Source organism: Actinomyces haliotis (assembly GCF_015355765.1).
GTDB classification, from domain to species: Bacteria; Actinomycetota; Actinomycetes; order Actinomycetales; family Actinomycetaceae; genus Actinomyces; species Actinomyces haliotis.
Genome location: NZ_JACWNA010000003.1, coordinates 82951 through 109313, shown reverse-complemented (window position 1 = coordinate 109313; position 26363 = coordinate 82951). Strand labels below are relative to the sequence as shown.

Below are 26363 nucleotides of genomic sequence, written 5' to 3'. Positions count from 1 at the left end.
ACCGCGAGACTACTTAGCCAATGAATCTTGGTCAAGGATTCTTGGACGAGGTGTCCTGGTCTGTGGCGCCCGCGGACGCTAGCCTCGCCGCATGCCCTCACGCGAGACGAGCAGGGTCGGCCGCCCGGTCGACGCGGAGACCGGGACGCGCAGCGTCGACGCCGCGGCCCTCAAGGCCCTCAGCCACCCGCTGCGCCTGCGCATCCTCACTCAGCTCGGTTCCGCGGGGCGGGCCAACGTCAAGAGCCTCGCCGCCGCGCTCGAGGAGCCCACCAACTCCGTCTCCTACCACCTCGCCCAGCTGGCGCAGCACGGCCTCGTCGTGCCCGCGGAGCGGCCCGAGGGTGCGGCGCGGCGCGAGAAGTGGTGGGCGCTCGCCGAGGCTGAGGGCCTCTCGTACCGCTCCGAGAGCGCCGGCGGCCCTGAGGAGCGAGCGGCCCTGTCGGGCTGGTTCTCCCAGCGCGCTGCGGACAACGTCGGCCGCGCCCTTGAGGTCGAGGACGAGTCCCTCGCGCAGGAGCGCCCCTTCGGCATCTCCGACGTCGGTGCCTGGCTCAGTCCCGCCGAGGCGGCACACGTGGCGGACCTCCTCGACGAGGCTCTCGACGTCCTGCTGGCGGCGCTGGAGGCCCACGACGTCCGTGAGCCGGCTCCGGAGGGTCACGAGTACTACCAGGTCATGACGATGCTCTTCGCCTCGAACGGTGACGTTCGCTCGAGCTCCCGCACCGGCTTCTTCTCGGCCGAGCGCCGTCGCGCGGACGACGAGGCCGCGGCCTCCAGTGAGGACGAGGGTGTTCAGCCTGCCGACTGAGAACGCTCAGCGCAGCGGCAGCGCCTCGAGCGCCGTCGCGATCCGCGCGACGGTCTCGTTCTCGACAGTCCGGCCGGTCGCCAGGTTGAGGCGCACGAAGTCCCCGTAGCCGACTCCGAAGGTCGCGCCCGCGTTGGTCGCGACGCCGGCCTCGCGCAGGAGGTGCTTCATGGGCGAGACACCCTCGGGGAAGGCGCGGCCTGAGCAGTCCAGCCACGACAGGTAGGTGCCCCTCGGCGCCGTGAAGCGCACGCCCTCGACGCCGTCGAGGCGCTCGGCGACGAGGTCGCGGTTGCCGCGCAGGTAGGCGCGCACGCCCTCGTTCCAGGCGCGCCCCTCCGGGCTGAGCGCCGCGGCGGTGGCCAGCGCGCCGATGCCGGCGGCCTCGAAGGCGAGGTGCTGGCACAGGGGCTGCGCCTCCCAGGCCTCGCGGGCCGGGCCGGACGCGATGAGCTGGGCGCAGCGCAGGCCGGGCAGGTTCCAGCCCTTCGAGGCAGCGGTCGCCGTCCAGGTGAGGGCCGGGTCCGCGCCGGGGCGCGAGGCGTAGGGGACGTGCGTGAGTCCCTCCTCGAGGACGAGGCAGGAGTGGATCTCATCGGCGAAGACCGGGACCCCGTACCGGGTGGAGAGCGCGGCGACGGCGTCGAGCTCCTCGGTGGTGAGGACGCGGCCGACCGGGTTCCACGGGTTGCACAGGACGAGCAGACCGGCCCCGTCGGCCATGGCGGCCTCGATGGCGTCGAGGTCGAGGGACCACTCGGGCTCGCCCGCCGCGACGGCGTCGGCCTCCGCGCGCACCGCGGGCACCTCGAGGAGCTCGCGCCCGTACTCGCCGGGGATCGAGAGGAAGGGCATGTAGGCGGGCGTCGGCACGATGACCGTGCTGCCGGGCTCCGTGACGTGCTGGACGACGGCGCGCAGAGATGACAGGACGTCCGGCAGGAGGGAGACGTCCTCGAGCGGGACCTCCCAGCCGAAGGAGTCGGCCTGGTAGGCGGCGGTGGCCTCCCGGGCCGCCTGCGCGAAGGCGGGCGGCATGTAGCCGAAGGCGGCGTCGTTGACGGCGCGGCGCAGCGCCTGCGTCACGGCGGGCGCGGTCCCGAGATCCATCTCCGCCACCCAGGCGCCGATCGCGTCCCCGTACCGCGACCACTTGAGGGAGCCTCGAGCGCGGAGAGCCTCGGGCGTGAGCGCGTCGTAGGCGGCCCGGAGGTCGTCGGGCAGGGGAGCGAGGGAGTACGCGCAGGTGGTCATGGGCACACTCTACGGAGGCCCTCGACGCCGCGGCGGCGCCCGAAGGACCGGGCGCTACGCTTGCCCCATCATGACTGAGAACGCCTCGACCCCCGCGTCGGCCCTGCCCGCCGTCGGCTCCTCCGACGTCCGCGTCCGCTTCTGCCCCTCGCCGACCGGCACCCCCCACGTCGGCATGGTCCGCACCTGCCTGTTCAACTACGCCTACGCGCGCCACACCGGCGGCACCTTCGTGTTCCGCATCGAGGACACCGACGCCACCCGCGACTCCGAGGAGTCCTTCAACGACATCCTCGACTCCCTGCGCTGGCTCGGCCTCGACTGGGACGAGGGCGTCGGCAAGGGCGGCCCGCACGAGCCCTACCGCCAGTCGCAGCGCACGGACCTGTACAAGCAGGTCGCCGCCGAGCTCCTCGACGCCGGCTACCTCTACGAGTCCTTCTCCACCCCGGAGGAGGTCGAGGAGCGCCACCGCGCCAAGGGCGAGGACCCCAAGCTCGGCTACGACGGCTACGACCGCGACCTCACCGACGAGCAGAAGGCCGCCTACCGGGCCGAGGGCCGTCAGCCCGTCCTCCGCCTGCGCATGCCCGACGAGGACGTCACCTTCGACGACCTCGTGCGCGGCCCCATCACCTTCAAGGCCGGCAGCGTCCCCGACTACGTCGTCGTGCGCGCCAACGGCGACCCGCTCTACCCGCTCGTCAACCCCGTTGACGACGCCGCCATGGGCATCACGCACGTCCTGCGCGGTGAGGACCTCCTGTCCTCCACCCCGCGCCAGGTCGTCCTCTACCGCGCCCTCATGGCCGTCGGTCGCGCCGAGGTCATGCCGCAGTTCGGCCACCTCCCGTACGTCATGGGCGAGGGCAACAAGAAGCTCTCCAAGCGCGACCCCGAGTCCAACCTCCTCATCCACCGCTACCGCGGCATGATCCCGGAGGGCCTCCTCAACTACCTCGCGCTGCTCGGCTGGTCCCTGTCCAAGGATCAGGACGTCTTCTCCGCCGCCCAGATGCTCGCCGCCTTCGACGTCCACGACGTCAACCCGAACCCGGCCCGCTTCGACCCCAAGAAGTGCGAGGCCATCAACGCCGAGCACGTCCGCCTCCTCGCGGCCGAGGACTTCCGCGACCGCCTCGTGCCCTACCTCGCCGACGCCTTCGCCGACCCGGCCGACCCGGAGTGGACCGCTCAGCCCCTCGTCTCGGCCGACACCTTCGCCGAGCTCACCCAGCGCGAGCAGGAGGTGCTCACCGTCGCCGCCCCGCTCATCCAGACCCGCGTCCAGCTCCTGCGGGAGTCGCGCGACATGCTCGGCTTCCTCTTCGTCTCCGACGACGAGCTCGTCCTCGACGAGAAGGCCGTCGCCAAGCTCAAGGACTCCGCCCCGCAGGTCCTCGACGCCGCCATCGAGTCCCTCGCCGCCCTCGGCGAGGGGGAGTGGCAGCACGAGCGCCTCGAGGAGCTCCTCCGTGAGGCCATCGTCGACGGGCTCGGCATCAAGCCTCGCCTCGCCTTCGGCCCGCTGCGCGTGGCCGTGACCGGCCGCCAGGTCTCCCCGCCGCTCTTCGAGTCGATGGAGATCCTCGGCGCCGAGTCCTCCCTGGTCCGCCTGCGCTCCCTGCGCGCGCGCCTGGCCTGAGCGTCGGCTCCGAGCGAGCCGGGAAGGTGCCCGGTGCCGATGCCCTCAGGGGCGTCGGCTCCGGGCGCCGTCCTGCGGTGCTGGCTGTGGCCGGAGACCTCCCGCCGAGGAGGGCGAGCCGACCGGCGACGGGGCCGACGGCGCGCTGTGGTCGCACTCACGGCCTCAGGATTTGGCAGGGCGGGTGGGGGCGTGTAAGTTACTACCCGCTGCTCCGGACGGCACTGCTGACCGGGGACGCACCATTCATTTGGGGTATGGTGTAATTGGCAACACAGGTGATTCTGGTTCATCCATTCTAGGTTCGAGTCCTGGTACCCCAGCGGAGAGCGAAGGAATTCGGTCGACATTCTCCCGAATTCGATCTGCATGATTTCTTTGCCTCACCACAAGTGAATCCACTTGGGAGCCCCGTTCGTCTAGCGGCCCAGGACACCGCCCTCTCACGGCGGCAGCGCCGGTTCAAATCCGGCACGGGGTACGAGCAGCACCGTCGTCAGGCGGATGCTGGTTCAAGGCCCCGTTCGTCTAGCGGCCCAGGACACCGCCCTCTCACGGCGGCAGCGCCGGTTCAAATCCGGCACGGGGTACGGTTCCGGCTCGTCCGGTCCAGGATCAACTGAATACCGCCTCTGATCACTCAGAGGATACGAGCCCCGTTCGTCTAGCGGCCCAGGACACCGCCCTCTCACGGCGGCAGCGCCGGTTCAAATCCGGCACGGGGTACCACCAGCAGGAGCCCGATCGCGTCAGCGGTCGGGCTCCTGCGCGTTCACGGCCTCCGGGCGGCCACGGCCCGGAGGCGTCCCGCTCGCGCCAAGCGGAGCGGCGGGGCCGCCGTCGGCCCCACTGGCTACACTGCCCGCGTGACGAACTTCCCCACGCTCAAGGCCCCCGGTCCGATCCCCGACGGCGCGATGCGCATCACCCCGCTGGGTGGTCTCGGCGAGGTCGGGCGCAACATGACCGTCTTCGAGGTCGCCGGCAAGCTCCTCGTCGTCGACTGCGGCGTCCTCTTCCCCGAGGAGGACCAGCCGGGCGTCGACCTCATCCTCCCCGACTTCAGCTCCATCGAGGACCGCATCGACGACGTCGTCGCCATCGTCCTCACCCACGGCCACGAGGACCACATCGGCGGCGTGCCGTACCTCCTGCGCCTGCGCGACGACATCCCCGTCGTCGGCTCCGAGCTCACCCTCGCCTTCGTCGAGGCCAAGCTCAAGGAGCACCGGATCCGTCCGAACCTGCGCGTCGTCCACGAGCACGAGCGCGTCGCCTACGGGCCCTTCGACCTCGAGTTCGTTGCCGTCAACCACTCCATCCCGGACGCGATGGCGTGCTTCATCCGCACCGAGGCGGGCAAGGCGCTCATCACGGGCGACTTCAAGATCGACTCCCTGCCGATCGACGGCCGCATCACCGACCTGCGCTCCTTCGCCCGCTTCGCCGACGAGGGCGTGGACCTCTTTCTCGTCGACTCAACCAACGCCGAGGTGCCCGGCATGATCGGCCACGAGGCCCAGATCGGCCCCGTGCTCGACAACGTCTTCGCCGAGTCGGACCAGCAGATCATCGTCGCGTCCTTCTCCAGCCACGTGCACCGCGTCCAGCAGGTCCTCGACGCCGCCGCCCTCCACGGCCGCAAGGTCGCCCTCGTCGGCCGCTCCATGGTGCGCAACATGGGCATCGCCGCCGAGCGCGGCTACCTCAAGGTCCCCGACGGCGTCCTCATCGACGCCCGGGACGTCAGCTCCGTCCCCGAGGACCGACGCGTCCTCATGGTGACCGGCTCCCAGGGCGAGCCCATGGCCGCCCTGTCCCGCATGGCCCACGGCGAGCACCGCTCCGTCACGGTGGAGCCCGGGGACACCGTCATCTTCGCCTCGTCCCTCATCCCGGGCAACGAGAACAGCGTCTACCGCGTCATCAACCAGCTCATGCGCCTCGGCGCCCGGGTCGTCCACCAGGGCAACGCCAAGGTTCACGTCTCCGGCCACGCCTCCTCCGAGGAGCTGCTCCACGTCTACAACATCGTGGCGCCCGAGAACGTCATGCCCATCCACGGCGAGATCCGCCACCTCGTCGCCAACGGGGCGCTCGCCGTCAAGACGGGCGTCAACCCGAAGAACGTCGTGCTCGCCGAGGACGGCGTCGTCGTCGACCTCGTCGACGGCCGTGCGCGCATCGCGGGCGCCGTGCCCTGCGGGTACGTCTACGTCGACGGCTCCTCCGTCGGCGAGATCGACGAGACCGAGCTCAAGGACCGCCGCATCCTCGCCGAGGAGGGCTTCATCTCGATCTACGCGGTCGTCGAGACCAAGACCGGCACGATCCTCGCCGGCCCCGACATCCAGGCGCGCGGCGTCGCCGAGGACGACGAGGTGCTGGGCGAGATCCTCCCCGACGTCACCAAGGCGCTCCAGGAGGCCCTGGACAAGGGCAACCAGGACGCCCACTCGCTCCAGCAGGTCATGCGCCGCACCGTCGGTCGCTTCGTCGGCCGCCGCCTCAAGCGGCGCCCGATGATCGTGCCGGTCGTCATCGAGGCCTGAGGGGCCGCGCCGTGACTCGCCGCCCGGCCTGCTTCATCTCCACGGGCTCCGTCCTCATCGACCTGCCGCTGCGCGTGGACCGCGTGCCCCAGCCCGGTGGCGCGGCCACGGCCGTCTCCTCCGGTCCGACCGTCGGCGGCGGCTACACGGTGGTCTCGGCGGTGGCCCGTCAGGGGCAGGCCGCGGCCCTCGCGGCAACCCTCGGCACCGGCCCGAACTCGCGGCAGGTCCGCGACCAGATGGCGCTCGACGGCGTCCAGGTCCTCGTGGAGGAGCTCGTCGGCGACATCGGCACCTGCACGACCCTCATCGAGCCCTCGGGCCGGCGCACCTTCATCACCACCCAGGGCGTCGAGGCCGAGCCCCAGCTCGAGGACCTCGAGCGACTCGACCTCCAGACGGGGGACTGGGTCTACGCCACCGGCTACGACCTCGTCCACCCGGCGAGCCGCGCCATCATCCCGGACTGGCTCCTGGCCCTCCCGGACGGTGTGGGCCTCGTCATCGACCTCGGCCCTGTGCAGACTGAGGTGGAGGACGAGGTTCTCGCGGCGGTCCTGCGCCGCACGACCCTGCTCACGGGGAACCACCTCGAGATCACCCAGCTCCACGCGCGGCTCGGGAGCCCCGGTGCCCTGCGCGACGCCTGCCCGGACGCGCTCATCGTGCGGCGCACCGGTGTCCACGGCTGCGTGCTCTGGCTCGCGACCGGGGAGCGGATCGAGGTGCCCGGGTACGCCCGAGGCGTCGTCGACACGACCGGGGCGGGGGACACCCACACGGGAGTCCTCGTCGCCGGCCTCATGGAGGGGCTCGACCCCGTGACGGCGGCCCGCCGCGCCAACGCCGCGGCCGCCGAGGCCGTCTCCCGGCTCGGACCGGCGCGCGCTCCGCGCCGCGACGAGATCGACGCCCTCCTCGCACAGGACTCGCGCTCCCGCGACTGAGCGCGCAGCGCCTCGTGGGCGGCAACTGACGCGCACGAGGCGTTGCGGGAGCGGTGGAGGCGGGCGCCACCTCCCCGCCCCGAGGGCCAGTCGGGGCGAGGGGGAGCTCCTCCCCGGCTCCCGGACCACCGCCCGCACCCCTCGGCGTGGTCCACGCCGCCCCGCCTTTGCGGCGTGGCGCCGCGGGTTCGGGCCGGTGGGGCCGGTAGCGTCGAAGGCATCATGGCCAACCGTCGCACCTCCACCACCCCTCGCACCCCGGGCTCCTCCCGGTCACGATCCGGCGGGTCCCAGGGCGGCCGCGCCCCGCGCGGCGCCGACGTCGTCGAGACGCCCCGCGGCGGTCGCTACCGGCGCACCGGCTGGGCCTTCGTCCTCCTCGCCCTCGCCGTCGTCACGGGCCTGCGCGAGTGGTTCGGCGTCTCCGGCGCCGCCGGCGCCCTCCTCCACCACCTCGCCGCCGGCCCGGTCGGCGTCCTCGGCGTCCTCGTGCCCCTGCTCCTCGCTGCGGCGGGTGTCCTCATGCTGCGCGTCCACGAGGCGGACGGCGTCCACGCCCGCATCACGGTGGGCAGCCTCGGCGTCCTCGCCGGGGTCACGGGCATCATCCAGGTCGCCAAGGGCAATCCCGCCTTCGGCGACGGCATCGACGCGCTCGAGCGCGCCGGCGGGCTGCTCGGCTGGATCATCGGCTACCCGCTTGCCGCGCTGTTCAGCCCGGTCGGCGCCGTCATCCTCTTCGTCCTCCTCATCATCTTCTCTGTCATCGTCGTCTCCGGCCGCACCGTCGCGGACATGCGCGACTCGCTCGCCGAGCGGCGCGAGCGCGCGGACGCCGAGGCCGGACGCGAGCCCGGCGAACCGGGCGACACCCTCGCCACGCGTCTGCTTGGCCGTGCCCGCCAGATCGGCAGCGGACGGGACGACTGGGACGACGAGCCCGGCATCGACTCGTACGACGGGGACGAGGCCTTCCGCTCCGCCATCGAGACGGACGAGCGTCCGCGCGGCAACGGCCGTCGCCGTCGCTCGACCACTCCCTCCTACGAGACCTCGGACATGGCGGCCGTCGACGCCGAGCTCGCCGTCGAGGGCGACGACTCCGCCACCACCGTCCTCGAGCCCGCCGCCTCTCGGCGTCGGAAGGGACGCGGCTCGCACCGCCTGAGTCCCGACGAGGTCGACATCCCGATCGGCCCCGACGGCAACGAGCTCGCCACCGAGCAGCTGGCCCTCGACGACCCGATGGCCGTCGACGAGCCGCTGTCCTCCTCCGCGCCCGAGGAGGAGCTCGAGCCGCCCGCCGTGCGACCGCGCAAGACCTCCAAGCAGGGCAGGCGAGGCGCCACGACCTCGCTCGCCGAGGACGAGCGCCCGGTCCCGCCCGCCGAGCCCGACGCCGTCACCGAGGAGACCCCGTCCCTCGACGCCGAGACCGACCTCGCCGACGAGATCGCCATGAGCGCCATGGAGCTGCCCGACGGCTCCAGCTACTCCCTGCCGCCCGAGGCGCTCCTCGAGCCCGGCCCGGGGCACGCGACGCGCACCGAGGCCAACGACGCCATCGTCGAGAAGCTGCAGGACGTCTTCACCGAGTTCAACGTCGACGCCACCGTCACCGGCTACACGCGCGGCCCCCAGGTCACGCGCTACGAGGTCCACCTCGGGCGCGGCGTCAATGTCTCGCGCGTGACGAGCCAGGAGAAGAACATCGCCTACGCGGTGGGCTCCGACGAGATCCGCCTGCTCACCCCGATCCCCGGGAAGAGCGCCATCGGTGTCGAGATCCCCAACTCCGACCGCGAGATGGTCAAGCTCGGCGACGTCCTGCGCTCCGGCGCGGCCAAGAAGCAGACCCACCCGCTCGTCGTGGGCCTCGGCAAGAACGTCGAGGGCGACTACGTCGTCACCAACCTCGCCAAGACGCCCCACATGCTCGTCGCCGGTCAGACCGGTTCCGGTAAGTCCTCCTTCGTGAACTCCATGATCACGTCGATCATGATGCGGGCGACGCCGGAGGAGGTCCGGATGGTCCTCGTGGACCCCAAGCGAGTCGAGCTCACCATCTACGAGGGCATCCCGCACCTCATCACGCCGATCATCACGAGCCCCAAGAAGGCCGCCGAGGCGCTCGAGTGGGTCGTGCGCGAGATGGACGCCCGCTACGACGACCTCGCCTCCTTCGGCTTCAAGCACATCGACGACTTCAACAAGGCCGTGCGAGCCGGCGAGGTCCAGCCCCTCGAGGGCTCCCAGCGGGTCCTCGCCCCCTACCCCTACCTGCTCGTCGTCGTCGACGAGCTCGCCGACCTCATGATGACGGCCCCCAAGGACGTCGAGGCCTCCATCCAGCGCATCACGCAGCTCGCGCGCGCCGCCGGCATCCACCTGGTCCTGGCGACCCAGCGACCCGTCGCGCAGGTCGTCACGGGACTCATCAAGTCCAACGTGCCCTCGCGCCTCGCCTTCGCCACCGCCTCCCAGCTCGACTCGCGCGTCATCCTCGACCAGAACGGCGCCGAGACGCTGACCGGTCAGGGTGACGCCCTCTACCTGGGCCCCGGCGCCTCCGCGCCGGTCCGCGTCCAGGGCTCCTGGGTGACGGAGTCGGAGATCCGCGCCGTGGTCTCCCACGTCAAGGGGCAGCTCGAGCCGGAGTACCGCGAGGACGTCATCGTCCCCGAGGTCAAGAAGCAGATCGACGAGGAGATCGGCGACGACATGGACCTGCTCCTGCAGGCCGCCGAGCTCATCATCTCCAGCCAGTTCGGCTCGACCTCGATGCTCCAGCGCAAGCTGCGAGTCGGCTTCGCCAAGGCCGGGCGCCTCATGGACCTGCTCGAGACCCGCGAGGTCGTCGGCCCCTCCGAGGGCTCCAAGGCCCGCGAGGTCCTGGTCCAGCCGGAGCAGCTGGAGGAGACCCTCGCCTGGATCAAGGGCGACGGCGCCGCACCCGGCTCCGCCGCCTCGGCCGGCACGCCGGAGGACGTTGCCGCGCCCGCTGCGGCCACGGACCGCTACGCGACCGACCCGCTCGAGGCCGACCGCGGGATCCCGGAGTCGGAGTCCTGGGAGGACCTCGACGCCGAGGAGGACTCCGAGGACGCCTGGAGCCTCACGGGCCGCGGCGCCTCGTGGTGAGCGCCGGCCGCTGAGCCCCGGTGCTCAGTGGCTGGACGGGCTCGTCGTCGACGTGGTCGCCATGGCGGACGCCGTACTGCCCGACGTCGCTGAGGTCTCCGCCTCGGGTCGAGCGGACTGCGTCGCGTAGGCGCCGTTCTCAGGGTCCTCGTAGGCGACCGCCTTGGGAGCGTCACCGGTGGCCTTGGGGGCGTCGGCGTCGTAGGTGCTCTGGTCCATGACGCTCATGAGCTTGTCCCAGCGGCGCTTGATCGTTGCGTCGGTGAGCGTGAGGCCGTCGGGCTCGTCGCCGTCGTGGAGCGCCGTGAGGTCGCGCACGACGCTCCCGGCCTTGGTGTCCATCGTGAAGGGGTGCCAGTGCAGGCCCGTCACGGAGACGGCGCCCTGGGCGTCGACGGCGACGTCGGCCCACACGAAGGTGCCGACGGTCGCGAGCGTCCCCTGGGTGCCCTCGGACTGGGCGGAGACGTAGTTGCCGGCGCAGTGGGAGACCCACATGCCCTTCCCGCTGGGGCCCCCGTCGAGGTGCTGGTCCTTCTGGGGGACGTGGGGGTGGCCGTCGAGGAGGAGGTCGACCTGGCCGCCGTCGGCGATCTCCTGGGCGAAGGCCTCCTGCGCGCTCGTGGGCTCGTCGGTGTACTCGGTGCCCAGGTGGGCCTGGACGACGACGACGTCGGCGCCCGCCTTCCGGGCGGCCCTCGCCTGCTCGGTGATGCGCACGGCGTCGTTGATCTCGACGTTGTCGCCTGTGTAGGGCTGCGAGTCGGTGAAGCCGTTGAGGTTGTATGTCGAGGCGATCTGGGCGACGGTGATGGTGCGTCCGGAGCGCTCGAGGTCGTAGAGCTGGTAGCCCTGCTCGGCGCCCTCCTTGGAGCGGTAGGTGCCCGCGTGGCCGAGGCCGACGGCGTCGAAGGCGTCCAGCGTCGTGTCGAGCCCCGCCAGGCCACGGTCGAGAGAGTGGTTCGAGGCCGTCGAGCAGCCGTCCCAGCCCACCTTCTTGAGGGCGGGGACGACGCCGGCGGGGGAGCCGAAGACCGGGTAGGAGGAGTAGACGCCGTCGGGCGAGACGGGCACCTCCATCCCGCACAGGGCCAGGTCCACTCCCTGCACCCAGGGATCCTCGGCCGCGACCATCGAGGAGATGTCCCCGTCGCCACCGGGTGTCTTCCTGTAGACGGTGTCGTGCATGAGGACGTCGCCGGCGTACCCGATCGTGAGGGTGACGGGGTCGCCCGGGTCCACGCTGGTCTCCGCGGGGCCGGCGGCGGTGGCGCTCGGGGAGGGCGTGGCCGTGGCAGCCTCGGAGCGCGCCGCGGTGGCGGCGGGCGTCCCGGAGCCGGTGGCGACGGCGGCCGTCTCGCCCCCGTCGTCGCGCAGCATCGCGGCCACCCCTGTTCCCACGCCCACGGTGAGCACGAAGGCCGTGCCGAGGGCGATGAAGCGGGTGCAGCGCCGTCGTGCCGCGCGTCGGCGGAGCTCGACGCGGCTCGCGGCCTGGCGGTGGGAGGCGGGGCGCCGCGCTGACGGATGGCCCGTCCCGGCCACGCCGGTGTCCTCCGGGCGCGGTGCCGCGGACGACCGCCCCGTGCCCCGGGCTCTGGTCGTGCCGGTACGGGTCGAGCCGACCGATCCGGTGGCGCTGTGGCGTCCGGTTCCCTCCGGCGTCCCGGTCCGGCCCAGGGAGCCTTCGCCCGCCGGTCGACGGTGCCTCGAGTCGTGCGGGGGACGGGGGGAACCGGCGTTCATGATGGGCAATCTAGCGCGGAGGCGGTTCCGTGGAGTCCGAGGCGCCGCTCGCGCGCGTCACCGTGACGGCACCGTTAGGCTTGCTGGGATGAACGCAGCGCCCGACTCCCGCCCCGACCCGGCCCCCGACGGCGGGAGCGCCCCCGGGGCCCCCGAGCCCTCGGCGCCGCTGCTCAACATCGCGAACGCCCTCACGGTCCTGCGACTGGTCCTCGTACCGGTCTTCATCTGGCTCATGCTGCGCGACGGCGACCCGGCGCGTCTGGCCGCCGCGATCGTCTTCATCGTCGCCGCAGTCACGGACCGGCTCGACGGCCAGCTCGCCCGCTCGCGGAACCTCATCACGAGCTTCGGCAAGATCGCCGACCCGATCGCGGACAAGGCGCTCACGCTGTCGGCCTTCATCCTGCTGTCGGTCGCCGGACGGCTGTGGTGGTGGGTCACGGTCGTCATCCTCGTGCGCGAGCTCGGCATCACGCTCCTGCGCCTCGTCATGCTGCGGCGCGCGGTCATGGCCGCCTCGCGCGGCGGCAAGCTCAAGACCGTGCTCCAGATCGCCGGCCTCACCCTCATGCTCATCCCGTGGACGATGTTCCTGCCCGGTGCCGTCGGTACCGCGCTGACCTGGCTCGGTTCGGCCGTCATCGGCGCCGCCCTCGTCGTCACGGTCGTCACCGGCGTCGACTACTGCCTGCAGGCGCGGCGCATCACGCGCGAGAACCGCTGAGGAGCCACCATGAGCGAGCAGGTCCCGCAGTCCGAGCCCCAGGAGGCTCCTGCCGCCTCGACGCAGGTCGACGCCGCCCGCTTCCTGCTGTCCGCCGCCGAGGAGCGCCGCCTCACCCTGGCTGTCGCCGAGTCGCTCACCGGGGGAGAGGTCTGCTCCACGCTCGTGAGCGTGCCCGGCGCCTCGGCCGTCGTGGTCGGGGGAGTCGTCGCCTACGCGACCCGTGTCAAGGCCCAGGTCCTCGGCGTCGACGCGGCTCGCCTCGCCCGCACCGGGCCCGTCGACGGCGAGGTCGCGCGCGAGATGGCCCAGGGCGTCGCCCAGCTGCTCGGGGCCGACCTCGGGCTCGCGACCACCGGGGTGGCCGGGCCGGGTACCGCGGACGGACAACCCGCGGGGACCGTCCACGTCGCCGTCTCCTCGCCGTGGGGCACCGTCGAGCGCGAGCTGCACCTCGAGGGTGACCGACAGGCGGTCCGGGAGGCCACGACGACGGCGGTCGTCGCGCTCGCCGTCGCGGTCCTCGACGCCGCCCCGGCGCGCTGACCCGGCTCCGCGTCCCGAGGCTCGACCGTCCGAACCGGAGGACGTCGCGGCGCCCACCTCACGATCCGGCCACGAGCGACGGACTCAGCGCCGCTGATAAGGTGGCTTCAAGGTTTCTCTCAGGATGCCGGGTAAGGATCACGTCACGTGATCGGACGGCGACGATCGATCACGGGAATGAATCCTCGTAGTGAATGGTTGTGGCGAACGATGAACAACGCGACTCACCCCCGCACCACCCGCCCCGCACGTCCGGCGAACCGGACCCCGATGCGCCAGGCATCCGCGGCGGGGTACCGTGCGACCGTGGACACCACGACCAAGCCCGAGAACGTCCTCCTCCGCCGCGAGATCGGCGAGGTGCTCCGTTCCGTCCGTCAGCACCAGGGCCGGACCCTGCGCGAGGTCTCCTCGCAGGCCCGCGTCTCCCTCGGCTACCTCTCCGAGGTCGAGCGGGGTCAGAAGGAGGCCTCCTCCGAGCTCCTCGCCTCGATCTGCCAGGCCCTCGACGCCCCGCTGTCGGCCGTCCTGCGCGAGGTCTCCGACCGCATCGCCCTCACCGAGGGCGTCGCCGTCCCGGACACCGTCCCGGACGAGCTGGTCCGTCAGCAGCGAATGCCGCAGCGCTGACCCTCGCCAGTCACCAGGCTTCGGCCCCGGCACCGCCTCGCGCGGGCCGGGGCCTTTGCTCTCCCTCGCGCATCGAGGCACGCTCGCCCTGAGGGCGCCGTCCGCGCCCGAGCGGTCGGGAGCCCGGCCGCGCGAGCGTGAGCAGGAGGAGCGGCGTCATGAAGCACTCGGAGTTCTGGAGCGCCGTCGACACCGTCTTCGGCTCCGGTTACGGCCGCTCCCTCGCGCAGGACCTCGTCCTGCCGGGCGTCGGGATGACGAGCGTCGAGGCGCTCGACGCCGGCGTCGCGCCCCGCGAGGTCTGGGCCGCCCTGTGCGACGAGACCGACCGCTCGGACGGGGACCGCTGGGTCTTCCGGGACGACACCCGCCGTCGCCGCTGAGCCGCGCGGCGGTCGTCGGGGACACGCCGAGCCCCGCTTGGGCGTCGAACAGGTGTTCGGATACAGTGCTCCACGGACGACGCTCCTGCGCCCCTTCTCCACAGCGGTGCAAGGGACTCGAGTTCGTGTCGGTGGTCCGGCATAGCGTCGTCCGCGAGCCCCGGAGAGGGGACCTCGCCGACAGGACCAGCCCATCCGTCGCGGCCGAGAGCCGCCCGAGCACCGAGGTAGACACATGCCCGCAGCCAGCCAGACCCAGGACCGCTCCAAGGCCCTGGCCACCGCCCTCGCCCAGATCGACAAGTCCTTCGGCAAGGGCTCCGTCATGCGCCTCGGGGACGACACCCGTCCGCCGGTGGCCGTCATCCCGACCGGCTCGACGGCGCTCGACGTCGCCCTCGGCATCGGTGGACTTCCCCGCGGCCGCGTCGTGGAGGTCTACGGGCCCGAGTCCTCCGGTAAGACCACCGTCGCCCTGCACGCCGTCGCCAACGCGCAGAAGGCGGGCGGCAACGCGGCCTTCATCGACGCCGAGCACGCCCTGGACCCGGTCTACGCCAAGGCCCTCGGCGTGGACACGGACAACCTTCTCGTCTCCCAGCCGGACACCGGTGAGCAGGCCCTCGAGATCGCGGACATGCTCATCCGCTCGGGCGGCCTCGACATCATCGTCATCGACTCCGTGGCCGCCCTCGTGCCCAAGGCGGAGATCGAGGGCGAGATGGGCGACTCCCACGTCGGCCTCCAGGCGCGCCTCATGAGCCAGGCGCTGCGCAAGATCACCGGCGCCCTGTCCGCGACCGGCACCACCGCCATCTTCATCAACCAGCTGCGCGAGAAGATCGGCGTCTTCTTCGGCAGCCCGGAGACCACCACCGGCGGCAAGGCCCTCAAGTTCTACGCCTCGGTGCGCATCGACGTCCGCCGTATCCAGACCCTCAAGGACGGGGACCAGCCCGTCGGCAACCGCACCCGCGCCAAGGTCGTGAAGAACAAGATGGCCCCGCCCTTCAAACAGGCCGAGTTCGACATCCTCTACGGCCAGGGCATCTCACGTGAGGGCGGCCTGCTCGACCTCGGCGTCGAGAACGGCATCGTCCGCAAGTCCGGCGCCTGGTTCACCTACGGCACGGACCAGCTCGGTCAGGGCAAGGAGAACTCCCGCCAGTTCCTCAAGGACAACCCCGAGCTCGCCGACGAGATCGAGGACAAGATCCTCGCCGCCCTGGGCATCGGCGAGCCCGGTCGCAAGGCGCGCGAGGAGGCAGAGGCCGCGGAGGCCGAGGCCGCCGCGAAGGCGAGCAAGGCCGCCTCCGACGACGCTGCGACGAGTGCGGTCAAGGCCGCCAAGGGCCGGAAGAAGACCAGTGACGAGGAGATCGACGCCGCCTTCGGCGAGGAGGCCGGCGGCTTCTGATGCCCTGGCTCACGCCCGACGAGCACCAGGCCGAGGTCGAGGCGGCGAGGGACGTCGTCCTGCGCCGCCTCGACCGGTCCGCGGCGCCGCGAGCTGCTCTCGCCGAGCTGCTCGCCCGCAAGGAGGTCGATCCGCGCGTCGCCGAGGAGGTCCTCGACCGCCTCGAGGCCGCGGGCCTCGTCGACGACGCCGCCTACGCGGCTGTCCTCGCCCGGACGCGCTTCGCCGAGAAGGGGGCCGCTCGCCGTGCCATCGCCGACGAGCTTCGACGCAAGGGACTGGGGGAGGCGGCCATCGCTGCCGCCCTCGCCCAGATCGACCCCGAGGACGAGGACGCCGCGGCCCTCGCCCTCGCACGGAAGAAGCTCGCCGCGACGCGAGGGCTCGAGCCTGTGGTGCGCAAGCGGCGAACGGCTGCGATGCTCGGTCGGAAGGGCTACTCCAGCGGCGTCGCCATGCGAGCCATCGAGCGGGCGCTCGCCGACGAGCATGACGAGGGCTGACGGCCTTCAGCGCCTCACGGCGGCTGTTCGCCAGGAGTCACCGGCTCGTGTGAGCCGCACCGCGCTGGCAACCTCGGACTCAGTATGACCTGGGACTGAGGTCCCAATACGATGCGGCCATGACTCGCAAGAACGCCATCGCCCTCACGACCGCCGGCCTGGGCGCCGTCGGTGCCGCGCTCGCACTGGCTGCGCGCCCCGTCCACCGTCACGTGCCCGCCGTCCCCTCCGAGCTCGGCGGCACCCGGCCCCCGCGCGTCGTCATCGTCGGCGGCGGGTACGTCGGCTTCTGCACGGCTCGCGCCCTGCGCGCCCGGCTCGACATCGACGAGGTTGAGATCGCCGTCATCGATCCCCGGCCCTACATGACCTACCAGCCCTTCCTGCCCGAGGTCGCCGCCGGCTCCATCGACCCGCGTCACGTCATCGCCTCGCACCGCCGCAACCTCGAGGGCATCACCGTCCTCACCGGCTCCGTCACCGGCATCGACCACGCCGGCCGGTCCGTCACCATCACGCCTCCCGTGCCCGAGTCCGCCCACGTGGCGCCCGAGGCCTACGAGCTCAGCTACGACCACCTCGTCCTCGCGCTCGGCGCCGAGGCGCGCACCCTGCCCATTCCCGGCCTGGCGGAGCAGGCGATGGGCTTCAAGAACGTCGAGGAGGCCCTCGCCCTGCGCAACCGCGTCCTCACCCGTATCGAGGACGCCGCCTCCACCTGGGACGTCGAGCGACGCCGTCGTCTGCTCACCTTCGTCTTCGTCGGCGGCGGCTTCGCCGGTGTCGAGGCGATCGCTGAGCTCGAGGACATGGCACGCGCCGAGGTCGCCAGGATTCCCTCGGTCGACCAGCAGGACGTCCGCTTCGTCCTCGTCGAGGGCTCGCGCCGCATCCTCCCCGAGCTCACCGAGGAGCTCTCCGGCTACGGCCTCGAGCAGCTGCGCGAGCGCGGCATCGACGTCCGCCTCAACACGTTCCTCAACAGCTGCGTCGACGGGCACGTCGTCCTCTCCGACGGCGCCGAGCTCGACGCCGACACCATCGTCTGGACCGCCGGCGTCAAGGCCGCCCCCGTCCTCGCCGACTCCGACCTCCCCATCGAGGGGCGCGGCCGCGTGACGACGCTCGCGACGCTCCAGGTCGCCCGCGACGGCCAGGTCGTCGAGAACGCCTGGGCCGCCGGCGACAACGCCGCCGTCCCGGACCTCACCAGCGAGGACGCCGGCGCCACCTGCGCGCCGACCGCCCAGCACGCCGTGCGCCAGGCCAAGGTCCTCGCCGACAACCTCGCAGCCGTGCTCACGGCGGCCGACGGCGCCGCCCCCGAGCTGGCGCGCTACGAGCACGAGAACATGGGGACGGTCGCCTCCCTCGGGATCTCCAAGGGCGTCGCCCGGATCATGGGCGTGAACCTGCGAGGGTTCGCCGCCTGGACCGCCCACCGCGGCTACCACGTGTACGCGATGCCGACCCTCGAGCGGAAGACCCGCATCATGATGGACTGGTTCGCCGCCGTCGTCTTCGGGCGCGACCTCGCCTCCTTCGGCTCGGTCGCCGAGCCGGGCGCCGCCTTCGCCAAGGCCGCGAGCAACGACGCCCGTCTGGCCGAGCGCCGTCGCGCTGCCCGGCAGGGCTGAGCGCACCGGACCCGGCACGGGCGGGGCTCCCACGGCGTTGCCGCGGGGCCCCGCCTCGTCGCTCCGGCGGCCGCCGGTGGGGCGGTCGTGCGTGACGCCGAGATATCCGTGAGGCTGCCGCGACGGAATCCCGGTCCTCGCGAGCCCGGCACGGGCACGAGGTACGACGGAGCAGCGGTGCACGAGTGCGCTTCGAGGCTCTTCGTCGCTGGTCCTGCGCCGGTCTCGTGCCGTCCTCGGGCCGCCCGCACCTCGTCGCTGGTGCCTCCTCGACTTGCCGGGACCATGGTCCTTCGCCTTCGGGTCGAGGACCCGGAGGATGGGCACCAGAACTTTCACGGACCAGACCGTGACAAGACGTCGCAGCAGCGGAGGAACGATGCCACTCACGATGCCCGTCCGAACCCGGGAGGACCTGGCAGGGCAGCACGTCGTCGTCGTCGGCGGAGGCATGACGGGACACCGGTTCGCCTCCCGGCTCATCGAGCAGGACCCCGAGGGCACCTGGTCGATGACCGTCATCGGGGACGAGCCCGAGCGCCCCTACGACCGTGTCCACCTCTCCGAGTGGTTCGAGCACCGGGACCCGGTCGCCCTCGAGATGGACCCCACCGTCTGGGACGACCGTCGTCTGACCCTCATCACCGGCGACGCCGCCGAGACCCTCGACCGCGAGAACCGGCAGGTCACCCTCGCCTCGGGCCGCCAGGTCCACTACGACCGCCTCATCCTGGCGACCGGTTCCTGGGCCTGGGCCCCGCGCGCCGAGGGCAAGGACCTGCCGGGCTCGTTCTCCTACCGCACCCTCGCCGACGTCGAGGCCATCGCTGAGTGGGTCGAGCTGCGAGGTAAGGCCCTCGGCCGACCCGTCCGCGGCATGGTCGTCGGCGGCGGCGTCCTCGGCCTCGAGGCCGCGGCGGCCCTGAGGAACCTCGGCGCCGAGACCACGGTCGTCGAGTTCGCCGACCGGCTCATGAGCGTCCAGCTCGACCAGGGGGGCGGTGAGGTGCTGCGCCGTCTCATCGAGGGCATGGGCATCGAGGTGCGCACCGGCGTCGGCGCCACACGCTTCACGCCCGCGGGCGACGGCGCCATCGGCCGCGCCTACCTCTCCGACGACTCCGAGCTGCCGATCGACGTCGTCATCTTCTCCACCGGCATCCGCCCCCGCGACCGCCTCGCGCGTGAGGCCGGCCTCGCCATCGCCGAGCGCGGCGGCGTCGTCGTCGGCGACACCTGCCACACCTCCGACCCGCTCGTCTGGGCCATCGGCGAGTGCGCGTCCTACGAGGGCCGCTGCGCCGGCCTCATCGCCCCCGGCAACGACATGGCGGACACCGTCGTCGCCCGCTGGCTCGGCTCCTCCCGCGTCCACAAGCCCTCCGACGCCTCCACCAAGCTCAAGGGCGTGGGCGTGGACGCCGCGGCCTTCGGCGACGTCAACGCCGTCGCGCCCGGCGCCCTCGAGGTCACCTTCATCGACCCGGTCCACAACCTCTACCGCAAGCTCGTCGTGTCGGACGACGCCAAGACCCTCCTGGGCGGAGTCTTCGTCGGCGACATCGAGCTCTACCCCCAGCTGCGCCCCCTCCTGGGCCGCCCGCTCGGCGCCGACCCCTCCGCCCTCATCGCCCCCGAGGGCGCCGGCGCCGTGGACCTCGAGGCCCCCGACGACGCCGTCATCTGCTCGTGCAACAACGTCACCGCCGGCACCATCCGCGAGGCCATCGCCGGCGGCGCCCACACGGTCGGCGACATCAAGGCGACGACGAAGGCCGGCACCGTCTGCGGCTCCTGCGTCACCAGCGTCACGAAGATCCTCAACACCGAGCTCGCCAAGGCCGGCATCGAGGTCTCCTCCGCCCTGTGCGAGCACTTCGAGATGAGCCGCTCGGAGCTCTACAAGACGATCCGCGACGAGGGCCTCACCACCTTCTCCGAGATCATCGCGAAGCACGGCAAGGGCCGCGGCTGCGCCATCTGCCGCCCGACCATCGCCTCCGTGCTCGCCACCCTCGGCCGCGGTCACGTCCTCGACGGCGAGACCGGCTCCCTGCAGGACACCAACGACCACGTCATGGCGAACCTGCAGAAGAACGGCACCTACTCCGTCATCCCGCGCATGCCCGGCGGCGAGGTCCTGCCCGAGCAGCTCATCGAGATCGGCCGGGTCGCCCAGGAGTACGGCCTGTACCTGCGCGTCACCGGCGGGCAGCGCCTCGCGCTCTTCGGAGCCCGCCTCGACCAGCTCCCCGAGATCTGGAAGCGGCTCATCGCCGTCGGCCTCGAGTCCGGCCAGGGCTACGGCAAGTCCCTGCGCACGGTCAAGACCTGCGTCGGGCGCACCTGGTGCCGCTACGGCGTCCAGGACTCCACCTCGATGGCCGTGCGCCTCGAGATGCGCTACCGCGGCCTGCGCAGCCCCCACAAGTTCAAGGTCGGCGTCTCCGGCTGCGCCCGCGAGTGCGCCGAGGCCCAGGGCAAGGACATCGGCGTCATCGCGACGAACAACGGCTGGAACCTCTACGTCGGCGGCAACGGCGGCATGACCCCGGCCCACGCCCAGCTCCTCGCCTCCGACCTCGACGACGAGACCCTCGTGCGCTACGTCGACCGCTTCGTCATGTACTACATCCAGGAGGCCGACCGCCTGCAGCGCACGGCCCGCTGGGTCGAGGAGTACCCCGGCGGCATGGATGCCCTGCGCGAGGTCATCGTCAACGACTCCCTGGGCCTGGCCGAGGGCTTCGAGAAGCAGATGGACGAGCACGTCGCCAACTACTCCGACGAGTGGGCCGACACCCTCGCCGACCCGGAGAAGCTCTCCCGCTTCGTCGCCTACGTCAACGCCCCCGGCCTGGCCGACCCCGACCTCGCCTTCGCCCCCGAGCGCGGCCAGGTCCGCCCCGCCCAGGACGGCGACGCCGCGGTCGAGCACGACCTGCGCCGCGCCCGCGCCCTCGGCATGACCGACGGCTCCTACCCCGCCCCCGGACGCCCCGACGTGCGCGTCCCCGCCCCCGCGCTCGCCGGCGCGAAGGAGGACTGAGACATGACCGCCCCCACGACGACCTACACCTACGCCACCCCGAAGGCCGACGGCCTCGTCGACGTCTGCGCCCTGACCGACCTCGGCGTCGAGCGCGGCGCCGGGGCCCTCGTCGGCCCCCACCAGGTGGCCGTCTTCCGCCTCTCGGACGACTCCGTCCGCGTCATCCAGCTCCACGACCCCTACGCGGGCGCCAACGTGCTCTCGCGTGGCATCGTCGGCAGCCACTGGCTGCCCGGCGAGACCGAGGGCGAGGGCACCGAGGTCCTCATCCTCACCTCGCCGATCTACAAGCAGGTCTGGAACCTCGACACGGGCGACGTCATCGACGCCGCCGGCAGGGGCGAGCACCCCATCGCCGTCTTCACGGCGCAGGTGCGCGACGGACGGGTCCTCGTCGACCCCGGGCCCTCCATCGAGCCGGACCTCGGCTCGGACCACTGAGCGCCGTCCGGGGCGCCCGGGACGGTACGACGACGCGGCGGGCCCGCACGGAGCGATCCGTGCGGGCCCGCCGCGTCGTGCGCGGGAGCCCGGCCGGCGCAGGCGCCGACCGGGCTCCCGACGAGGGGGTCAGCCCTCGACGACCTCCGCGTCGAAGGTCGCGGCGTAGTCCTGGGGGGAGAGGAGCTCGCCCTCGGACGCGACCTCGACGGTGAAGAGCCAGCCGGCGCCGTAGGGGTCGGCGTTGATGGTGCCGGGCTCGTCGACGACGGCCTCGTTGACCGCGACGACCGTGCCCGTCACCGGTGAGACGAGGTCGGAGACGGACTTCGTGGACTCGAGCTCGCCGCAGGGCTCGCCGGCCTCGACCTCGGCGCCGACCTCGGGCAGGTCGACGAAGACGATCTCGCCGAGCGCGTCGGAGGCGACGGCGGTGATGCCGACGCGCGGCGGCTCCTCGGCGGAGATCCACTCGTGGTCGGAGGAGTAGCGCAGGTCGGGGCGGATGGGCTGTGCCATGGGAGGTGTCCTTCTTCTCTGGTCGGTCCGGTGAGGTGGGAGCGGGACGGCGCGCTCAGCGCGCCCGCTTGTAGAACGGGGTGGCGACGACGGTCATGAGCAGCCGTTTGCCGCGCACGTCCGCGGCGAGGACCGTACCGACCGGCCAGGCCGGCTCGTCGGCCGAGAACGGCGCGAGGAGAGCCAGGGCGACCGGGTGTCCAAGCGTCGGCGACAGGAGGCCGGAGGTGACGGTGCCGAGCTCGTGGGGCTCGCCGTCGCCGTCGTCGAGGAGGATCGTCGATCCGGCTCGCGCGGCCCTGCGACCGTCGCCGGCCAGGGCGACGAGCACGTGCGTGCCCTCCTGCCCCTCGCGCGCGGCGCGCGCCGCCAGGGCCTCGCGGCCGACGAACTCGGGCTTGTCGAGCTTGACGACGGCCCCCAGTGACGCGTCGAAGGGGGTGATGTCCTCGGTGAGCTCGTGACCGTAGAGCGGCATCCCCGCCTCGAGGCGCAGGGAGTCGCGGGATGCGAGACCGCACGGCGTGAGCGCGGGCAGCTCGGCGGCGTCCGGTCCGGCGCCCTCCTCGCCCGGCGTCGGGAGGAGCGTCCCGGCGTGCCCGGTGATGACGCGCCACAGGTCCTCGGCGTCCTCGGAGCCGCAGAAGAGCTCGAAGCCGTCCTCACCCGTGTAGCCGGTGCGGGCGAGGAGGATCGCGTGACCGGCGGCGGTGGCGCGCACGGCGGCGTAGTAGCGCAGACGGGCGAGGATGCCGGCCCCGCACAGGACGTCGGGGCCGCAGCCCTCGTCCGCGCTCTCGTCCTCGACGGGACGCAGGGCGGCCGGGATGGCGGCGCCGGACTCGACGACGCCGCGCAGGATCTCCTCGGCTCGCGGTCCCTGGACGGCGATGAGACTCGTGCGCAGGGAGATCTCCTCGACGACGCAGTCGAAGTCGGCGCAGCGCTCGGCGAGGGCCGCCGCGACGCGCTCGCGGTTCCCGGCGTTGGGGACGACGAGGTACTCCTCGTCGCCGACGTGGTAGGCGATGAGGTCGTCGAGGATGCTGCCGTCCTCGGCGACGATCATCGTGTAGCGGGCGCGGCCGAGGGCCACCGTCGAGATCGTGCCGATGAGGGCGTGGTCGAGCGCCGCGGCGGCGCCCGGGCCGGTCACCTTGACCTCGCCCATGTGGGAGAGGTCGAAGATGCCGGCGGAGCGGCGCACGGCGCGGTGCTCGGCGAGGTCGGAGGCGTAGCGCAGTGGCATGTCCCAGCCACTGAAGTCCGTGAAGGAGGCTCCGAGGGCCTCGTGGACGCCGTGGAGGGCCGTACGGCGAGGCGCCTGCGGCTCGGTGTACGTGGCGGTCGTGTCTGCGGGGGCCATCTCAGCTCTCCTTCGCGCTGGTGGTGATCGTTGCCTCGGCGTCCTTGAAGGCGCTCGGGTCGGGGCAGGTGCACATGAGGTTGCGGTCGCCCCAGGCGTTGTCGATGCGGCCGACCGGGGCGAAGTACTTGTCGCGATCCATCCCCGGCAACGGGAAGGTCGCCTTGGAGCGCGGGTAGACGCGGTCCCACTCGTCGCCTGCGACCTGCGCGAGCGTGTGCGGGGCGCGGCGCAGCACGGACTGCTCGAGGTCGAGGCCGTCCGCGACCTCGTCGATCTCGGCGCGGATGGCGCGCATGGCGGCGATGAAGCGGTCGAGCTCCTCGAGGGGCTCGGACTCGGTGGGCTCCACCATGAGGGTGCCGGGCACCGGGAATGAGAGCGTCGGGGCGTGGAAGCCGTAGTCGATGAGCCTCTTGGCGACGTCCTCGGCGGTCACCCCGGTGGCGGCGGTGAGCTCGCGCAGGTCGAGGATGCACTCGTGGGCGACGAAGCCGCCCGGACCCGTGTAGAGGGTCGGGAAGGCCTCCGCCAGCTCGCGCGAGACGTAGTTCGCGTTGGCGATCGCGGACAGGGAGACCTCGCGCAGGTCGGCGTCGTCGAGCAGGGCCAGGTAGGTCCAGGACAGGGGCATGACGCCGGCCGACCCGAAGCGGGTGCCCATGACGGGGGCGCCGCCGAAGCCGGCGTCGGGGTCGTCCTCGTCGGGGAGGGCCGAGCCCTCGGGGCCGGCGGGCAGGTAGGGGGCCAGGTGCTCCTTGACTGCGACCGGGCCGACGCCGGGGCCACCTCCGCCGTGCGGGACGGCGAAGGTCTTGTGCAGGTTGAGGTGGGAGCAGTCGCCGCCGAGGTCGCCCGGGCGCAGCAGCCCGGTCAGCGCGTTGAGGTTGGCGCCGTCGATGTAGACCTGGCCGCCGGCCTCGTGGACGAGGCGCGTGACCTCGGTGACCTGAGGCTCGAAGACGCCGTGGGTCGAGGGGTAGGTGAGCATGATGGCGGCGACGCGGTCCCCGAGCTCGGCCAGCTTGGCGTTGAGGTCCTCGACGTCGATGGAGCCGTCCTCGGCGGTGGCGACGACCTTGACGGCGAGGCCCGCGCCGGCGGCGGAGGCGGCGTTGGTGCCGTGCGCGCTCGCGGGCACGAGGCAGACGTCGCGCTGGTCCTGCCCGTTCTCGTGCAGGTAGTGCGTGATGGCGAGCAGGCCCGTGAGCTCGCCCTGGGCGCCCGAGGCCGGCTGCAGGGTGACTCGGTCGTAGCCGGCGAGCTGCGCGAGGCGCTCGGAGAGCTGGGTGAGGATGATCCGCCAGCCGACCGTCTGCTTCGCGGGGGCGTAGGGGTGGATCCCGGCGAGCGCCGGCTCGAGCCAGACGGCGGACTGGGCTGCCGCGTTGAGCTTGAGGGTGCACGAGCCCAGCGGGATCATCGTGCGGTCCAGGGCGAGGTCGCGGTCCCCGAGGCGCCGGATGTAGCGCACGAGCGCGGGCTCAGAGCGGTAGGTGTGGAAGGACGGATGGGTGAGGAACTCGGTCCGGCGGGCGAGCTCCGCCGGAACCGGGAGGTTGCCGGCCTGCTCGTCGGTCGGCAGCCACTCCAGCTGACCGGGGCGCACGTCCGCGAGCGCCTCGATGACGGCGCAGACGTGCTCGTCCGTCGTCGTCTCGTTCGTGGACAGGCCGACGTGGTCGGCGTCGAGGAGGCGCAGGTTGACGCCGCGCTCGGCGGCCCGGGCGACGGCGGCCTCGGCGCCGCCCGGGATGGTAACGCTGAGGGTGTCGAAGAAGAACCGGTGCTCGAGGTCGAGTCCGGCGTCCTGCACGCCGACGGCGATCCGCGCGGCCTGGCGGTGCACGTGCTCGGCGATGGCGGTGAGTCCCTCGGGGCCGTGGTGAACGGCGTAGAACGCGGCGACGACGGCGAGGAGCGCCTGCGCGGTGCAGATGTTGGAGGTGGCCTTCTCTCGGCGGATGTGCTGCTCGCGGGTCTGGAGGGCGAGGCGGTAGGCCTCGTGGCCCTCGGCGTCGTGGGAGACGCCGACGATTCGCCCGGGGACCTGCCGCTGGAGCTTTTCCGTCACCGCCATGAAGCCGGGGTGGGGGCCGCCGAAGAACAGGGGGACGCCGAGGCGCTGGGCGGAGCCGATGGCGATGTCGGCGCCGATGGCGCCCGGTTCGGTGAGGAGCGTGAGGGCGAGCGGGTCGGCGTCGACGGCGACGAGCCCGCCGGCCTCGTGGACGGCGTCGACGGCGGCGGCGAGGTCCTGGACCGCGCCGCGGGTGGTGGTGTGGGCGAGGACGGCGCCCAGGATCGGGGCGGAGCCCTCGGGCAGGGCGGTGCCGGCGGCGACGGCGTCGACGCTCGCGCGCACCGTCGGCAGGCCGAGGCTCTGGCAACGGGCCTCCGCGACCTGGAGGCACTGGGGATGGAGGCCCTCGTCGAGGACGATGGTGCGGCCCTCGGACTTGCGCACGCCGCGGTGGATGAGCAGGACGGCCTCGGCGACGGCGGTGGCCTCGTCGAGCAGGGACGTGCAGGCGACCGGCAGGCCGGTGAGGTCGGAGACGACGGTCTGGAAGAGGAGCTGGGCCTCGAGGCGCCCCTGGCTGATCTCGGGCTGGTAGGGCGTATAGGCGGTGGTCCAGGCGGGGTTGGACAGGACGTCGCGGACGATGACGGCCGGGGTGACGGTCGCGTGGTAGCCGCGGCCGATCATCTCGGTGTGGGGGTCGTTGAGGGCGGCGAGGCGGCGCAGCGTCTCGATGGCATCCGCCTCGGAGAGCCCGCCGGTGGAGGCGCGGCGCTCCCCGGGCGCCTCGTGCTCGGCGGTCTCCACACGGGGCAGTCCGGCCGGGACGACGGCGTCGGCGAGCTCGTCGAGGGAGTCGACGCCGAGGACGCCGAGGATCGGCGAGGCTGAACCGGTGGCGGTGCCGGTACCGGACGCGCCGTGGAGGGCCTGGTGGGCTCCGACGTGCCGGCTGGAGAACGGGGCGTGCGGGGTGGCGGGGTGTGCCATCGTGACCTCCGGTCGGGGATGAACCGGGTC

At 72.5% G+C, this 26363-nt stretch carries 19 protein-coding genes and 4 tRNA genes; 18 read left to right on the top strand and 5 right to left on the bottom strand.

Annotated elements, in window-relative coordinates; translation table 11 throughout:
- Positions 1-91 precede the first annotated feature (91 nt).
- Positions 92-814, top strand: coding sequence for an ArsR/SmtB family transcription factor (locus IXW69_RS02905; protein ID WP_194784883.1), 723 nt, complete (start codon positions 92-94; stop codon positions 812-814).
- A 6-nt stretch (positions 815-820) separates the two neighbouring features.
- Here the strand turns inward: IXW69_RS02905 and IXW69_RS02900 are convergent, their stop codons facing one another.
- Complete coding sequence (locus IXW69_RS02900; protein ID WP_194784882.1) at positions 821-2068, bottom strand: MalY/PatB family protein; 1248 nt, start codon at positions 2066-2068, stop codon at positions 821-823.
- A 70-nt stretch (positions 2069-2138) separates the two neighbouring features.
- Between IXW69_RS02900 and gltX the strand changes: the two genes are divergently transcribed.
- From gltX to IXW69_RS02860, 8 genes are all read left to right on the top strand, one after another.
- Positions 2139-3713 carry a glutamate--tRNA ligase gene (gene gltX, locus IXW69_RS02895; RefSeq protein ID WP_194784881.1) on the top strand — a complete coding sequence of 525 codons (1575 nt, stop codon included), beginning with the start codon at positions 2139-2141 and terminating at the stop codon, positions 3711-3713.
- Positions 3714-3964: 251 nt separating this feature from the next.
- A tRNA-Gln gene (locus IXW69_RS02890) sits at positions 3965-4036 on the top strand.
- A gap of 85 nt (positions 4037-4121) precedes the next feature.
- Positions 4122-4194: transfer RNA gene (locus tag IXW69_RS02885), tRNA-Glu, on the top strand.
- 36 nt (positions 4195-4230) lie between these two features.
- A tRNA-Glu gene (locus IXW69_RS02880) sits at positions 4231-4303 on the top strand.
- Between the two features lie 63 nt (positions 4304-4366).
- Positions 4367-4442 (top strand) — tRNA-Glu (locus IXW69_RS02875).
- Between the two features lie 188 nt (positions 4443-4630).
- Positions 4631-6265, top strand: coding sequence for a ribonuclease J (locus tag IXW69_RS02870; protein WP_194784955.1), 1635 nt, complete (start codon positions 4631-4633; stop codon positions 6263-6265).
- Between the two features lie 11 nt (positions 6266-6276).
- The gene (locus tag IXW69_RS02865; protein ID WP_323745140.1) at positions 6277-7212 is read left to right on the top strand and encodes a PfkB family carbohydrate kinase; all 936 of its coding nucleotides are present in this window, start codon (positions 6277-6279) and stop codon (positions 7210-7212) included.
- A 222-nt stretch (positions 7213-7434) separates the two neighbouring features.
- A complete protein-coding gene (locus tag IXW69_RS02860) occupies positions 7435-10353 on the top strand; it encodes an FtsK/SpoIIIE family DNA translocase (RefSeq protein WP_194784880.1) in 2919 nt (972 codons plus the stop codon).
- Between the two features lie 24 nt (positions 10354-10377).
- On the opposite strand, the gene IXW69_RS02855 is transcribed toward IXW69_RS02860, so the two are convergent.
- Positions 10378-11898: a CapA family protein gene (locus IXW69_RS02855; RefSeq protein WP_194784879.1), complete on the bottom strand. Its 1521-nt coding sequence runs from the start codon at positions 11896-11898 to the stop codon at positions 10378-10380.
- 289 nt (positions 11899-12187) lie between these two features.
- Here IXW69_RS02855 and pgsA point away from each other — a divergent pair, with 289 nt between their 5' ends.
- The 9 genes from pgsA (at position 12188) to IXW69_RS02810 (ending at position 21435) form a co-directional block, all read left to right on the top strand.
- Complete coding sequence (gene pgsA / locus IXW69_RS02850) at positions 12188-12826, top strand: CDP-diacylglycerol--glycerol-3-phosphate 3-phosphatidyltransferase (RefSeq protein ID WP_194784878.1); 639 nt, start codon at positions 12188-12190, stop codon at positions 12824-12826.
- Positions 12827-12835: 9 nt separating this feature from the next.
- Positions 12836-13372, top strand: coding sequence for a CinA family protein (locus IXW69_RS02845; RefSeq protein ID WP_194784877.1), 537 nt, complete (start codon positions 12836-12838; stop codon positions 13370-13372).
- Between the two features lie 210 nt (positions 13373-13582).
- The gene (locus IXW69_RS02840) at positions 13583-14002 is read left to right on the top strand and encodes a helix-turn-helix domain-containing protein (RefSeq protein WP_194784876.1); all 420 of its coding nucleotides are present in this window, start codon (positions 13583-13585) and stop codon (positions 14000-14002) included.
- Between the two features lie 158 nt (positions 14003-14160).
- Entirely contained in the window at positions 14161-14385 is a 225-nt protein-coding gene (locus IXW69_RS02835; RefSeq protein ID WP_194784875.1) for a DUF3046 domain-containing protein, read from the top strand.
- A gap of 235 nt (positions 14386-14620) precedes the next feature.
- The gene (gene recA / locus IXW69_RS02830) at positions 14621-15802 is read left to right on the top strand and encodes a recombinase RecA (RefSeq protein ID WP_194784874.1); all 1182 of its coding nucleotides are present in this window, start codon (positions 14621-14623) and stop codon (positions 15800-15802) included.
- Positions 15802-16305: a regulatory protein RecX gene (locus tag IXW69_RS02825; RefSeq protein WP_194784873.1), complete on the top strand. Its 504-nt coding sequence runs from the start codon at positions 15802-15804 to the stop codon at positions 16303-16305. Before recA ends, IXW69_RS02825 begins: the two co-directional genes overlap by 1 nt.
- 119 nt (positions 16306-16424) lie before the next feature.
- Complete coding sequence (locus tag IXW69_RS02820) at positions 16425-17942, top strand: NAD(P)/FAD-dependent oxidoreductase (RefSeq protein ID WP_194784872.1); 1518 nt, start codon at positions 16425-16427, stop codon at positions 17940-17942.
- A gap of 391 nt (positions 17943-18333) precedes the next feature.
- The gene (gene nirB / locus IXW69_RS02815) at positions 18334-20991 is read left to right on the top strand and encodes a nitrite reductase large subunit NirB (RefSeq protein ID WP_228524603.1); all 2658 of its coding nucleotides are present in this window, start codon (positions 18334-18336) and stop codon (positions 20989-20991) included.
- Between the two features lie 3 nt (positions 20992-20994).
- Positions 20995-21435, top strand: a complete 441-nt coding sequence (locus IXW69_RS02810) for a nitrite reductase (NAD(P)H) small subunit (RefSeq protein WP_194784871.1) — start codon at positions 20995-20997, stop codon at positions 21433-21435.
- Positions 21436-21564: 129 nt separating this feature from the next.
- Here the strand turns inward: IXW69_RS02810 and gcvH are convergent, their stop codons facing one another.
- The 3 genes from gcvH to gcvP are packed head-to-tail and all read right to left on the bottom strand — an operon-like array spanning position 21565 to position 26333.
- Entirely contained in the window at positions 21565-21954 is a 390-nt protein-coding gene (gene gcvH, locus IXW69_RS02805) for a glycine cleavage system protein GcvH (RefSeq protein WP_194784870.1), read from the bottom strand.
- A gap of 55 nt (positions 21955-22009) precedes the next feature.
- On the bottom strand, positions 22010-23320 hold the full coding sequence (locus tag IXW69_RS02800) for a glycine cleavage system aminomethyltransferase GcvT (RefSeq protein WP_194784869.1): 1311 nt from the start codon (positions 23318-23320) through the stop codon (positions 22010-22012).
- 1 nt (position 23321) lies between these two features.
- Positions 23322-26333: an aminomethyl-transferring glycine dehydrogenase gene (gene gcvP / locus IXW69_RS02795; RefSeq protein ID WP_194784868.1), complete on the bottom strand. Its 3012-nt coding sequence runs from the start codon at positions 26331-26333 to the stop codon at positions 23322-23324.
- Positions 26334-26363 lie beyond the last annotated feature (30 nt).

Coding starts and splice junctions, on each gene's coding strand:
- pgsA (WP_194784878.1), top strand. CDS start 12,188: ATGAACGCAGCGCCCGACTCCCGCCCCGACCCGGCCCCCGACGGCGGG.
- IXW69_RS02870 (WP_194784955.1), top strand. CDS start 4,631: ATGCGCATCACCCCGCTGGGTGGTCTCGGCGAGGTCGGGCGCAACATG.
- IXW69_RS02860 (WP_194784880.1), top strand. CDS start 7,435: ATGGCCAACCGTCGCACCTCCACCACCCCTCGCACCCCGGGCTCCTCC.
- IXW69_RS02810 (WP_194784871.1), top strand. CDS start 20,995: ATGACCGCCCCCACGACGACCTACACCTACGCCACCCCGAAGGCCGAC.
- IXW69_RS02800 (WP_194784869.1), bottom strand. CDS start 23,320: ATGGCCCCCGCAGACACGACCGCCACGTACACCGAGCCGCAGGCGCCT.
- IXW69_RS02900 (WP_194784882.1), bottom strand. CDS start 2,068: ATGACCACCTGCGCGTACTCCCTCGCTCCCCTGCCCGACGACCTCCGG.
- IXW69_RS02905 (WP_194784883.1), top strand. CDS start 92: ATGCCCTCACGCGAGACGAGCAGGGTCGGCCGCCCGGTCGACGCGGAG.
- nirB (WP_228524603.1), top strand. CDS start 18,334: ATGCCCGTCCGAACCCGGGAGGACCTGGCAGGGCAGCACGTCGTCGTC.
- IXW69_RS02835 (WP_194784875.1), top strand. CDS start 14,161: ATGAAGCACTCGGAGTTCTGGAGCGCCGTCGACACCGTCTTCGGCTCC.
- IXW69_RS02845 (WP_194784877.1), top strand. CDS start 12,836: ATGAGCGAGCAGGTCCCGCAGTCCGAGCCCCAGGAGGCTCCTGCCGCC.
- gcvP (WP_194784868.1), bottom strand. CDS start 26,333: ATGGCACACCCCGCCACCCCGCACGCCCCGTTCTCCAGCCGGCACGTC.
- gcvH (WP_194784870.1), bottom strand. CDS start 21,954: ATGGCACAGCCCATCCGCCCCGACCTGCGCTACTCCTCCGACCACGAG.
- gltX (WP_194784881.1), top strand. CDS start 2,139: ATGACTGAGAACGCCTCGACCCCCGCGTCGGCCCTGCCCGCCGTCGGC.
- IXW69_RS02840 (WP_194784876.1), top strand. CDS start 13,583: ATGAACAACGCGACTCACCCCCGCACCACCCGCCCCGCACGTCCGGCG.
- IXW69_RS02825 (WP_194784873.1), top strand. CDS start 15,802: ATGCCCTGGCTCACGCCCGACGAGCACCAGGCCGAGGTCGAGGCGGCG.
- IXW69_RS02820 (WP_194784872.1), top strand. CDS start 16,425: ATGACTCGCAAGAACGCCATCGCCCTCACGACCGCCGGCCTGGGCGCC.
- recA (WP_194784874.1), top strand. CDS start 14,621: ATGCCCGCAGCCAGCCAGACCCAGGACCGCTCCAAGGCCCTGGCCACC.